The organism is Arenibacter palladensis (assembly GCF_900129275.1).
Lineage (GTDB): Bacteria > Bacteroidota > Bacteroidia > Flavobacteriales > Flavobacteriaceae > Arenibacter > Arenibacter palladensis.
Window position 1 is genome coordinate 170,132 of the sequence record NZ_FQUX01000003.1, and the last position, 13,036, is coordinate 183,167.

12 protein-coding genes are annotated in these 13,036 nt (G+C 38.2%); 11 read left to right on the plus strand and 1 reads right to left on the minus strand.

From position 1 onward, the window contains the following. Positions 1–232 precede the first annotated feature (232 nt). From BUA60_RS10865 to BUA60_RS10910, 9 genes are all read left to right on the plus strand, one after another. Positions 233–1,345, plus strand: coding sequence for a glycoside hydrolase family 88/105 protein (locus tag BUA60_RS10865; RefSeq protein ID WP_072861810.1), 1,113 nt, complete (start codon positions 233–235; stop codon positions 1,343–1,345). 125 nt (positions 1,346–1,470) lie between these two features. Next, entirely contained in the window at positions 1,471–2,586 is a 1,116-nt protein-coding gene (locus BUA60_RS10870) for a DUF2914 domain-containing protein (RefSeq protein ID WP_072861811.1), read from the plus strand. A 369-nt stretch (positions 2,587–2,955) separates the two neighbouring features. Beyond that, complete coding sequence (locus BUA60_RS10880) at positions 2,956–3,483, plus strand: sigma-70 family RNA polymerase sigma factor (RefSeq protein WP_245802530.1); 528 nt, start codon at positions 2,956–2,958, stop codon at positions 3,481–3,483. Between the two features lie 116 nt (positions 3,484–3,599). Further along, positions 3,600–4,295, plus strand: a complete 696-nt coding sequence (locus BUA60_RS10885) for a VOC family protein (RefSeq protein ID WP_072861813.1) — start codon at positions 3,600–3,602, stop codon at positions 4,293–4,295. A gap of 7 nt (positions 4,296–4,302) precedes the next feature. Next, positions 4,303–4,500, plus strand: a complete 198-nt coding sequence (locus BUA60_RS10890; RefSeq protein WP_072861814.1) for a hypothetical protein — start codon at positions 4,303–4,305, stop codon at positions 4,498–4,500. A gap of 119 nt (positions 4,501–4,619) precedes the next feature. Beyond that, positions 4,620–5,429 carry an amidohydrolase family protein gene (locus BUA60_RS10895; protein ID WP_072861815.1) on the plus strand — a complete coding sequence of 270 codons (810 nt, stop codon included), beginning with the start codon at positions 4,620–4,622 and terminating at the stop codon, positions 5,427–5,429. A 307-nt stretch (positions 5,430–5,736) separates the two neighbouring features. After that, positions 5,737–7,914, plus strand: a complete 2,178-nt coding sequence (locus BUA60_RS10900) for an amino acid permease (RefSeq protein WP_072861816.1) — start codon at positions 5,737–5,739, stop codon at positions 7,912–7,914. A 178-nt stretch (positions 7,915–8,092) separates the two neighbouring features. Continuing rightward, on the plus strand, positions 8,093–8,515 hold the full coding sequence (locus BUA60_RS10905) for a DoxX family protein (RefSeq protein WP_072861817.1): 423 nt from the start codon (positions 8,093–8,095) through the stop codon (positions 8,513–8,515). A 61-nt stretch (positions 8,516–8,576) separates the two neighbouring features. Continuing rightward, entirely contained in the window at positions 8,577–9,488 is a 912-nt protein-coding gene (locus tag BUA60_RS10910; RefSeq protein ID WP_072861818.1) for a metallophosphoesterase, read from the plus strand. Between the two features lie 139 nt (positions 9,489–9,627). Here the strand turns inward: BUA60_RS10910 and BUA60_RS10915 are convergent, their stop codons facing one another. Next, positions 9,628–10,107: a Dps family protein gene (locus BUA60_RS10915; protein WP_072861819.1), complete on the minus strand. Its 480-nt coding sequence runs from the start codon at positions 10,105–10,107 to the stop codon at positions 9,628–9,630. Between the two features lie 305 nt (positions 10,108–10,412). Here BUA60_RS10915 and BUA60_RS10920 point away from each other — a divergent pair, with 305 nt between their 5' ends. Next, positions 10,413–11,657 (plus strand): efflux RND transporter periplasmic adaptor subunit, encoded by a 1,245-nt coding sequence (locus BUA60_RS10920; RefSeq protein WP_072861820.1) that lies wholly within the window; start codon positions 10,413–10,415, stop codon positions 11,655–11,657. 4 nt (positions 11,658–11,661) lie between these two features. Beyond that, complete coding sequence (locus BUA60_RS10925) at positions 11,662–13,032, plus strand: ABC transporter permease (RefSeq protein ID WP_072861821.1); 1,371 nt, start codon at positions 11,662–11,664, stop codon at positions 13,030–13,032. The last annotated feature ends 4 nt before the right edge of the window (positions 13,033–13,036 follow it).

Consider the following 13,036-nt stretch of genomic DNA (forward strand, 5'->3'; position numbering starts at 1 on the left):
CCCTATTTCCTCCATTAAAGTCCGGATTATATTTTTATCAAAATTGCATCATTTCTACAATAACGCCATAATATTCATTCAATTAAAAAGATTTTAACTGAATATTTATTATTATTGATAACTGTAACCTTGGGCAATAGTTTTCACGAAATATCAAGTGCCTTTGGAAATGATAAATCGGAGACCATTTATTGTTTTAACAATTAATCAACCATTTAAATTTATCCAATCAATGAAAAGAACAGCCATTTTTACATCACTATTAATATTTGCATTTTCCTCCCTCACTCAAGCCCAAGATATAAAGCCGACGGAAGTTAAAAAAATCATGGAGAAAGTGGCCGATTGGCAGATAGACAATTACCAAGGGCTGTACAGTGGACATGATAAGCCGCATCATCCATTGGACTGGACCAATGGCGCCTTGTATGTAGGAATGGTAAAATGGGCCGCCATGGCCGAAACCGACAAATATTATGAGTGGCTTAAAGATATTGGACAAAAACATGAATGGCAATTGCACCGTAGAAAATACCATGCCGATGATCATACTGTTGGCCAGCTATATATTGATCTTTACAGGAAGTATCAGGACAAGGAAATGATAGAACCCACCAAAGAGCAGTTTAATTTTATCATGTACCATCCCTCATTAAGCTCCCTACATTGGAAGACTCCCTATCATCAGGATCGTTGGAATTGGTGCGATGCCCTTTTTATGTCACCTCCGGTATGGGCAAAGCTGTACAATGTTACCGGTGAAAAAAAATATCTCGATTTCATGATGACCGAATTCAAGGCCACTACCGATTTTCTGTTCGATAAAAAAGAAAACCTATACTATAGGGACGAAAGTTATATGGGCAAATTGGACAATGGTACCAAAATATTTTGGGCAAGGGGCAACGGCTGGGTATTTGCCGGACTCGTTAATGTCATGAACGAATTGGATCCAAAAAGCAAGGAGTACAAATATTTCCTGAATATTTACAAAAAAATGGCTGCCAAATTACTAGATATCCAAACTCCCGAAGGCCACTGGGCCATGAGCCTATTGGGGCAGAAATATTACCCAACTCCAGAAACCAGTGGAACCTCTTTTAATGTATACGGTTTGGCTTGGGGCATAAACCAAGGCATATTGGATAAGGCCACCTACACCCCTGCAGTACAAAAGGGATGGAACGCCTTGGTGGGCCATGTTACCAGTGAAGGAATGTTGGGATATGTTCAGCCTATTGGTGCTGCACCTGGGAAGGCCTGGGCGGACAAAACCGAAGTCTATGGCACAGGAGCCTTTCTTAGCGCCGGTTCTGAAATTTATAAGTTGTACGGAGGAAAATAAGGCACCCGTAATTATATCTTAAAAATTATTTTAGGTTAATTCTTAAAGTAGTAGAAGCAAAAACTTGTTGATACGGGTCATTGCAATGGCTTTTAATGCTATAATTTTATGTACTTTACAATGGGATGAAAAGAAGCTTGGTCCAGTTTAGGAATAGCCGGTTACGGGGATTTATAAGAAAACATGAGAAATATGCTCCCATCCTATTTTTCATCGGCGGGTTTATTTTTGACACCCTTACCTTAGGACGCATAGATAGGCTGTATGACCTTAGTGTACTGTGCCTGCACATGACTTCCTTAACCATTACACTTTACCTTTATAACCTAGCGGATGATGGCAAATGGAACAACACCGTACTAGAAAGGTTTAAGGAATATTATCCGTTGGCCATACAATTTTTCTTCGGTGGACTTTCCAGTGCCTACGTAATTTATTACTCACGTAGCGTATCCATGTCCAAAACCGTTTTCTTCCTGATCATTCTACTCGTCTTATTATTTGCCAATGAAATTTTAAAAAAAAGAATATCCAATAAGTACTTACAGTTCAGTGTATATTTCTTTATCAGTTTTACCTTTTTCACCTTTATGGTTCCCGTGTTGATCAAAGAAATGAGCCCCGATATTTTTATACTCTCGGGTCTAATTAGTTTAATTAGCACCTTGGCACTAATTGCTATTATTTATCGTGCAAGTCCCAGCACAAGGTCCGAAATACATTTGGGAAAACTTATGGGAATAGTGTTTTCCATTTACCTAATAATCAATATATTCTATTTTTTCAGGCTTATCCCACCGGTACCCCTTGCCTTGAGCAACGGTATTGTTGCGCACCAGGTCAAGGTAGAAAACAACAACTATCTTGTTACCTATGAAACGGATGAATGGTACGTATTTTGGAGAAAGCACAGACTGAAATTTATTCAGAAGCCCAATGAAGATGTCTATGTTTTTTCGTCCATATTTGCGCCGACCAGTTTAAAGAAATCGGTATTTCATCGCTGGAAATGGTATAATGATGCAACCCAGGAATGGGAAATTATTGAGGATATTGGCTATGACATTACCGGCGGTAGGGACGGCGGTTACCGCGGTTATACCTATAAGAACAATTTAGTTGAGGGCTTGTGGAAAGTGGAGGTTCTTACCCAGGAAGAACTGGTTTTGGGCATAATAGATTTTGAGGTAATCACCAGTGATACCTTGCAACCAAAGAGATTGACACAGAAAATATTCTGACCCTTGGTGTTACTGTTTATGTCCGTTTTACCAAAGAAAGTGCCCCACAGATAGAATAAATTTCTAGAGAACATTCCTGTAAAGAATATATTTTTTAAGCTTTATAAACCAGCATTTTTTCCACATGTTGAAATAATGTGCAAAAAACATACATTTTTTTGTATCCTTTTGAGCAAGATTTGGTCTCCTTAATAAACATAAAATCTTTTAGTAATGAATAATTGTAAATGTACCCAATGCGAATGTACCAAATGTACTTGTGTAAACTGTTTGGAAAAAAACTGTCCATGCAGCAAATGCGATTGCAATAAATGTGAATGTTGTTAAAAAAAGGTTGGTCTTTTAAGGCCAACCTTGTATATTATATGCATGAAGATTGAAACGGCAGACATTTGGAAAAAGCACCATACTGAAATCTACTTTTTTATTTTAAAAAAAGTGAGGGGTGAAGAAGCTACGAGGGAAATAATCCAGAATGTCTTCCTAAAGATCCATCAAAGCATTGCTTCCCTGAAAGATATTGCCAAAGTTAGGGCTTGGGTGTTTGCAATTGTTAGGAATGAAATAGCCAATCACTATAACCTAGCTCCCACTACCATACCCTTGGCTTCTCATGAATTTTCACCCAATAACGATAGCTATCAGGGTTTCTGTTGTTTTGATCGTTTTGTAACCAATTTGCCTGAGCCGTATAAGGAAGTGGTGGAATTGGTCTACTTGCAGGGCAAGACCCAAATCCAAGTGGCAGAGGTGCTGAACATTAGCCTGGCCAACGTTAAAGCAAGAATTAGACGGGCCAAATCACTTCTTATCCATAATTTTAATGCTTGCTGTAAATTTGAAATAAACAATGATGGCAAGCTCGTTGGGGATTCCAATTGCAGTATTTGTAATTAGAGCTCACTATTTTCGATGGTCTCTAATAATGGACGAATGTTCAAGATTTGTTATCTTAGACAAAGCACAGATTTGATTTATGAGCAAATTATTTTGCTGGCTAAGATTACTTAATAATGAAGATCCAGGAACTTACCTTATATACTACCAACATAGAGAGCCAATCCGAGTTTTACTCTCAAGTTTTGGGATTGAAAATAGTGAAGAAATCGCCGAAAATTATTTCTTTTCAAGTTGGCAAAACCCTACTCCATTTTAAATTTAAAAAAACAGCTACCCCATACCATTTCGCTATCAATATCCCAGCAAACAAAGAGGAAGAAGCATTGCATTGGCTTAAGTCCAGACGTTCTATATTGAAGGACGGCCAGGATGAAATTATCGATTTTAGGGCATGGAATGCCAAAGCCATCTACTTCTATGATCAGGATCTAAATATTGTAGAACTTATAGCCCGCAAAAACCTGAAAAATGAATCAGATCAAAAATTTGGACCGGAGCAATTTCTGGAAATATCCGAAATTGGAGTGCCTACAAGGGATATTGAAAATGTATTTAGTATCTTAAGTGGCGTTATGGAAATTGAGATCTATGACGGAGGGTTTGGAAATTTTTGTGCCATTGGGGATGAAACCGGTTTGTTCATCTGCATTAACAGGGACCATAAAAAATGGTACCCTACCAACGATAAAGCCTTTGCTTCCAACTTTGAACTAGTATTGCAGGAAAAAGGTAAACAGTACCATGTAGAGTTCAACAATGAAAGCATAAAGGTCGCTGGCCTTAATAATCCAAACACCCAGAAAAAATGATAGGCCAATGCGAAAAATAAACTATCCCCTGCTTTTAATTATTGCCAGTACCATACTGATCATTGTGAATTTCATCAACTCTTGGGATAAAATGGACTTTGGATTTTGGGGCCGGATTATATCATTGATACTGTTGATTCTTGCCATGGTAATTACAATTCGCGAAACCAAAAAGAATAAGGAAAAAAGAGGATATAAGAAGTAGGACAAATAATAAAAGGGCCAAATACATAACGAGTGATGAATACTAAAAAACAAACTGTTACCTATTAAACCCTTTGAAAAAAATAGCAAATATCCCTAAAAACATATAACTAAAATTTTATGATCATAGACGTCCACACACATATCAACAACTACCATGAAGACCGGGTAGTCTCCTTGGAAGAATGCCTAAACCTACTAACCGAAACCATGCAGGAAAATAAGGTAGATTATTCTTTGGTACTATCTTCCTATAAAGTAAACGAACATAGACCCAGTACCAAGAAGGTCGTGGAAGCTATTAGTGGACGGGATAATCTTGGCGTGGTTGCTGGCATCAGTTATTTAAATTACACGCACAGGGACTTAAGGGAAATAAGTGAATTTTTAGATGAGGGCCTAATCAAAGGCTTAAAACTTTACCCAGGCTATGAGCCCTTTTACCCCAATGACAAAAGGCTGCAGGTGGTCTATGATATGGCGGTAGAATACGACATTCCCGTGATGTTTCATTCCGGGGACACCTATTCCCCTACGGGAAGGATCAAATACTCCCATCCTATCCACATAGATGATGTAGCCGTAGATTTTCCTGATCTTAAAATAGTCATCTGCCATGTAGGCAATCCTTGGATCAAAGACTGCATGGAAGTAGTGTACAAGAACAAAAATGTCTACAGTGATGTCTCTGGTCTAGTATTGGGCAATTTCTCCTATAAATTTGAAAGATTCATGAAAAACGAATTGGAGGAAATGATTACCTATGCCGGGAATCCGCAGTATCTGTTATACGGTACCGACTGGCCCATTTCCAATATGCACTCCTATCTCAACTTTATGAAGCAATTGGAACTTCCCGAAGAAAAAAAGGAGCTAATCCTATGGAAGAATGCTGCCGATCTTTTTAAAATAGATGTGTCCAAACTTTAAACAAGGCTACTACTCTATTGTTATCTTAAATTCCAGCTTTTACATTCGTAGATCACAAACAAGCACTACATAACACACCACCGAAAACTACAGCGCATCAAAAATGTTAAAACCAAACGGCCGAATTTGTGCTAAATCAAAAATAAATGAATATCTTATAGGTAGGTAATCGCTTTAAGAGATTGCGCATACATAAACTGCCAATAATTTTATTCATTTCCCTAAAGTGCAAATGGCAAGTTCTAAATTGCTCAGATCTTAAAGGCTTTAAGTCAATTCATTTCAGCCCTTTTAATAGAAAATAGGTATGGCCAAGAAAACTTTTGGGACTTTTGCAGGGGTCTTTACACCTACCACCCTAACCATATTGGGTGTTATTATGTATATACGTCAACCTTGGGTAGTTGGCAATGCAGGGGTTATGGGAGCCTTGGGCATAGTTTTATTATCCGTTGCCATCACCTTAACAACGGCCCTTAGTCTTTCTTCCATTACCACCAACATTAGAATAGGCAGTGGTGGTGCCTTTAGTTTAATTTCACAGTCCTTGGGACTGGAAATTGGAGGAGCTATAGGAATTCCTTTTTATTTTGCCCAATCCATAGCTGTAGCCATGTATATTTTCGGTTTCAGGGAAGGTTTACAAACATTAACCCCGGACATTAATCCATTAATACTGGATTTGGCCATTTTTGCGGTGGTAATGGGCATTGCCTTTATCAGTACCAGTTTCGCTTTTAAAATTCAATTCGTAATATTGGGCATCATTGTTTTATCCCTGGTTTCCATCTACGGTGCCCTATTTGTAAATGAATTGAATTTTAATATTGAATGGATAGGACAATATCCTGGTTCTGTAGAAAATGATTTTAGCGGATCTTCCTTTTGGATTGTATTTGCAGTATTTTTCCCAGCGGTCACCGGGGTTATGGCGGGGGCAAACATGTCCGGCGATCTTACCAATCCAAGAAAAAGTATTCCTGTAGGTACCATATCTTCCGTAATAATTACCACTATAATCTATATCAGCTTAATTTTTGTTGCAGCCGTCATCGCCTCCCCAGATGAATTGGCCAAAAATTATAATGTTTTTATAGACAAGGCCCTTTTTGGACCCATTGTCCTAGCTGGACTTTTGGGTGCTACCCTCTCCTCTGCCCTAGGCTCGTTTGTGGGGGCGCCAAGGATATTATTGGCCTTGGGAGAAAAAAACATACTTCCAAAAAGCAAGGAACTTGCCAAAAAATCCAAAAAAGGGGAGCCCGTCAATGCCATGTTAATTACTGCAGGATTGGTACTATTTGGTATCTCGCTTCGAAATTTAAATACCATTGCCCCATTGCTTACCATGTTCTTCATGATCACCTATGCTATGGTAAATATAGTGGCCCTGGTAGAACAGACTTTGGGATTGCCCAGTTATAGGCCTACCCTGAAAATTCCGATAATTATCCCAGCAATCGGGGCCTTTGGATCTATTGCCATTATGTTTGTATTGAATGTGATCGTAGCCTTGTTTTCCTTGATTTTTATAGTGATCTTCTATCTCTATCTGGTTAAAATGAACATTAAATCGGCGGCAGGAGACTCCAGGAGCGGTCTGTTTACGGCCTTGGCAGAATGGGCCACCAAAAAGACAAATAGCCTAAGACAGGAACGGGAAGTAAGATCATGGCGGCCCGATTTGTTGATTCCGGTCACCATGCCCAAAGAACTTAGAAGTTCCTTTAAGCTAATCCATTCCATAATATACCCCAAAGGCTCCGTAAAGATATTGGCCCTTAGAAATGAAAATGAGACGGATCAGAGAAACATGGAAAACTTTCTTAAAAACGCTGTGAAGAAATTTAAGGAGAGTGACCTGTCCGTTTCCTATTCCGTAATAGATAACACAGATTTCAATACCACCGTAAATGTGAGTATGCAATCCTTAAATGCCGCTTTCTTTAAACCAAACATTATTTTCATCAGTATAGACACCGCCACCTCCAATTTGTCCTATTACAACAAACTAATAGCCGATACAAAGAAGAATAATTTTGGGATGATTATTTACATTCCCTTTGCCACGGCAAGTCTGGCCATTGAAAAAAGTATCAATTTGTGGATGACCAATATTCCGGCGGACTGGAAGGAAACCTTTAGTGTAAATAACAATAACCTATCTGCCTTGACCTCCCTTCTAATTTGCCGTAACTGGAAAGGCAACATTGATGTGCATATACTAAATAATAATCCCAATTTGATATTTGGAGAGAATGATATTGAAGATTTAAAGACGATGGTACGGTTCCCAAAACGAACCACCATCAAAATACACGAGGGAAATCTACTCGAAAACGTAGCCAAGGAAAAAAATGCGGATGTCAATATTTTTAATATAGAGCCTGGTGTGACCATTGATGACATGGTCAAAATTGTAAATGATTCCAGAATATCGGCCGTTTTTTGTTCCGATTCCGATTTTGAAAATGTATTGGTATAGAAAAACCGACCACACTTTTTACAATACTTCATACAGACATCAAGCTCCAAAATGGAACCAAAATTGTTTGCCCCGACGCTGCCAATAGCTGTCACAGTGCTTAAATTGAAACCTTGAATTCTTTCACATTTCACTAAAAATGAGTATCTTAGAATAGGTAACATTTAATACAACAATTATGGCAACAATTAAATCTTTAAACAAATGGGCCAATGCACATACTTATTATCCCTTGGATTTGTTAAGAGTTGCATTGGGAGTATTTCTTTTTATGAAAGGAGTGGATTTTATGTCCAATCATCAGCAAATGGCAGAAATCATTAAACCCTTTCAAGACATTCCGGGAGGTATGTTGATTATTCATTATGTTGCGCCGGCACATTTTGTTGGTGGCTTTTTAATTGTAATAGGCTTATTGACCCGCTGGGCAGTAGTGGCACAATTACCAATCCTTATTGGTGCAATATTGGTTAATTTTTTGGGGGAAATGAATAGCAGAAATCTAGTTCTGGCTTCCATCACCTTATTGGCATGTATATTCTTTATGTTCTATGGATCTGGCAAACATTCCGCAGATTACTATTTAAAAATGCAGAAATAGGGCATTTAACACCGTATTTAAATTATATTTAATCCTTAATTGTTTACGGTTAAACCATATTATGCCTTATACCTATTCATCTATAACATCATTAAAATCCGAAGTAAAAAATTGGATTTTAATAATATCAACTTTATTATTTATTTCCTGTAAGGAGAGCAACGGTGCGGACTCTAATATGGATGATGCACCATCGGAAGAAATTACTCCTATCTCTTTTACTGCTATTGGAGACGTCCCTTACAACAACGAACAGCGCGATGGCTTGATCGATATTATATCCAGGCACAATGCAATTGATCCTTCAGAATTTGTTATCCATGTCGGGGACATAAAGCCAGGTGCCGCTGAATGTGATGAAACGGTCTACCAAGATGTTTCGGGCATATTACAGACCTTCAAGGCGCCGACCTTTATCGTTTTGGGAGACAATGAATATAATGACTGCGCTGACCCACAACTAGGATTGGAATACTGGAACAAATACTTCCTTCATTTTAATGAAAATTGGACGTTTGAACCTACTGTCGTCTATCAGCCCGAACGTGCAGAAAACTTTAGTTGGACAGAGAGGAATGTTTTATTTATAGGAGTTAATCTCGTAGGAAGTCAAGTTCATGACTCCTTGGAATGGCAGAACAGGTTGATCCAAAATGGCCAATGGGTAAAAAAACTCTTGGAAGAACAAGTAAACAAGGTAGACGCCATGGTAGTTTTTGGCCATGCCAACATAGTGGAAGCCGGTCCTGATAAATTTAAACCCTTTACCGATTTGTTTCGCTCTGCCGCCCTTACTTTTGGAAAACCAATTCTAATGGTTCAGGGAGATGGGCATTTTTGGATTAAAAATAAACCTTGGCCAGAACAAAACATTACCAGGCTACAAATAGATGGACGGGACACGGCCGTAAAAATTACCGTAGATACCTCACTCGACTACCCCTTTTCCTTCGATAGACATTTTTTGGACTGAACCACTCAAAAAAAATCATCCCCAATAGGGATAGTTTTGGTATTTGATTGCCAAAACATTGTCCGTATTGGGGATGATCTGTAACCTAATAATCCAATTAAAGACTATTGGTTAGTATAAAAAGTTCGATTTCTTTGGATTAAATTTCCTCGGCCAACCAAGCCTTCATCATCCAGACGGTTTTTTCCTGTTCGGTGATAAACTCGCTCATCATAGCATTGGTACCCTCATCCGAGGCCTCGTCCGAAGCTTCCAAAATAGCCCTTTCTATTACCAATAACTGGCTAAGCGACTCCACTATTAAACGAATAGCATCTTCATCCTTTGTAATATTTTTACCTACCGGTACCTTGGAATTCTCTATATAATCTTCAAAAGTGTGTAAAGGAACCCCACCCAAAGTTAATATCCGCTCCGCAATTTCATCAACCTTTAGGTTGGCATCGGTATATAATTCCTCGAATTTCACATGAAGATCAAAAAATCTTTTCCCTTTTATATTCCAATGGATTCCCCTGAGGTTTTGATAGTAGCGTTGAAAATTTGCCAATAATTGATTTAAATCCTTACTTAACGATTTTGATTTGGTAACATCCAAACCTATACTGTTTAATTGCATAATGTGTCTTTTTAATTATACCCCTAAATTACGGTAATCACAACCATTATGAAGCATTACTATATTGATAGATTTTATGCATGTATAGTATTATATGATTGAAAAAAAGTAAGGTGTATCAATGGTACGATTCTTGATAATAATATTAATAATTTAACATAAAATTTTAAATAAAATCCAAAAACCATCTCATTTGCATAATTATTTATGATTAATTAAGAAAACAATAACAAAATATTCTGTTGAATATTGAGGTACTAGCTTAAATTTGATTTACTCCCCCCCTTTAACTAAACCACCTAATAATGAATAAAAAAAAACTACTCCTATTCGGTATACCCGTCGTTCTTATTCTTGTGGGTTATACCTTGTTCGGCAACACCGCCGATGAAGATGTAGCCATTACCACCAAAGTGGTAAAGGGCGATTTTGTAAATGAAGTAATTATTTCCGGAGAAGCCCAATCCACCAGTTTGAAAAAAATTAATGGTCCCGATGACATCCGGAAATTTAAATTACGTGATGTAAAAATTCAAGATCTTATTCCTGAAGGTTCCCTGGTTAAGGAGGGCGATTACGTAGGGCGCCTGGATCCCTCGGAGGTAAACGAGCAGATTTTGGACGCACAATTAAATCTGGAAACCGCACAATCCAAATACACCCAAGAACAGTTGGACACCACCCTCACCTTAAAACAGGAACGGACAGCTATAAAGGATCTGCTATTTGATATCCAAGAGAATAAGTTGGAGCTCAAGCAGTCCATCTATGAGCCACCCGCCACAATTAAAAAGTTGGAAATAAATATTGAGCGTCTGGAACGTGATCTAAAAGAGAAAACCGAGGATTATAAAATAAAGGAACAAAAAGCCATGGCCAAGATGGTGGAGGTTGGAACCGAAGTGTCCAAAATTAGCAAAATGTTGGAGGAACTTAGAAATCTTCAAAAATCCTTCACCATACATTCAGATGCCAATGGCATGGTAACTTACGCCAAAAATTGGGATGGCTCTAAAAGAAAAGTCGGATCATCGATTAGTATGTGGGACCCAGCAATTGCAACCTTGCCCGACCTAACCAAAATGGAATCCAAGACCTATGCCAATGAGGTAGACATTAGAAAGATAAAAAAAGACCTTCCTGTTATTATTGGTTTTGACGCATTTCCAGATGTAACCGTAAAAGGAACCATCACCAATGTAGCCAATGTGGGGGAAGAAAAAAGAGGTTCGGATATTAAACTATTTCAGGTACTGGTAAACTTTGATGAAAACAATGAAAATGTTAGACCTGGAATGACAACCTCCAACAGAATACTTATCCATAAGGAAGAGGAGGTCCTCATGGTCCCCTTGGAAGCTATATTCTCCCAAGATTCCATAAGTTTTGTCTACGCCAAATCCGGCTTATCCATTGATAAAAAAGAAATTGAGATGGGCGAATCCAACTTGGATGTAGTAATTATTAAAAAAGGTTTAAATGAGAATGATGTTGTTTATCTGAGCAAACCCGAAGGACTTGAAGAAAAAGATATTCTGTCTATAAACTAGATTCATGATAGACAAGATACTTTTAGAACAGATTGTCTCTAATTTCAGGGAAGCCATACGCGTGGTGACAATCAACAAGGTTAGAACTTTTTTAACGGCATTGGGAATCATATTTGGCGTTGCAGCAGTAATAACCATGCTGTCTATAGGGAATGGAGCCGAAAAGGAAATATTGGCGCAACTGGAGCTGGTAGGGGTTAACAATATTGTGGTAACCCCCATACCTGACGAGGAAGATGAAAACACCAGTGAAGAAGAGGAAGGCGCACAGGAAACTACCCGATTTTCAAAAGGATTGGATCTCTTGGATGTAGCAAGTATAGCTAATAACATTCCCACAATAAAGGCTATTAGTCCGGAGATAATCCTAGAAACTTATGTGATCAATAAAGGAAGGCAAAATTCCGTGAAATTAATAGGGGTCACCAATTCCTTTTTTGAGACTTCCAATATACATATAGGTAAAGGAAGTAATTTCTCCGATGAACATATTACAAATGCCGCTTCAGTATGTATCATAGGTGAAAAAGTGGAAAAGAAACTGTTCCCTGGTGAGAGTGCCATCGGCAAACAAATTAAGGTAAAGGACGTTTGGCTCAAGGTAATAGGAATAATAGAGGAAAAACTAATTTCTGAAAAAGCACAGGAAAACCTAGGTATTAGGGATTTGAATCAAGATATATATGTTCCCGTAAAGACCTTTTTGGTCAGATATAAGGATAGAAAGATCATTTCGGACGAACCCCTCGATTTTAGTGGAGGTGGTATGATCATTATTGGTGGTGCCAATAATGGCCCCAAAAAGAGAATACCTAGGGGCAATTACCATCAATTGGATAAATTAACGGTCCAGGTAAATAATTCCAATGAGCTAAAAGCAACTGCGGAAGTATTGAGCAAACTTCTTAAAAGAAAACACAACGATGTGTTGGATTTTGAAATTACCATTCCTATTCAACTGCTAAAACAGCAGCAAAAAACGAAACAGATATTCAATATTGTACTTAGTGTTATTGCCGGGATATCCCTTCTTATAGGTGGCATCGGAATCATGAATATTATGTTGGCCTCCGTTTTGGAACGTACAAAGGAAATAGGCATCATGAGGGCCATTGGCGCCACCAAACAAGATGTTATTTTACAGTTTTTGTCCGAGTCCGTCCTTATAAGTTTAGGTGGAGGTATAATAGGTATAGTATTGGGAATTGTTGCATCCTATGGATTGGAAATGGCAACGGGTATAGAAACCATCCTTTCCTTGAACTCCATAATCCTATCCTTTTTTGTAGCCACTTTTATAGGGCTTGCATTTGGAGTACTACCAGCAAAATCGGCCGCAAACAAAAATCCCATTGAAGCCATAAGACGTGAATAGAAAT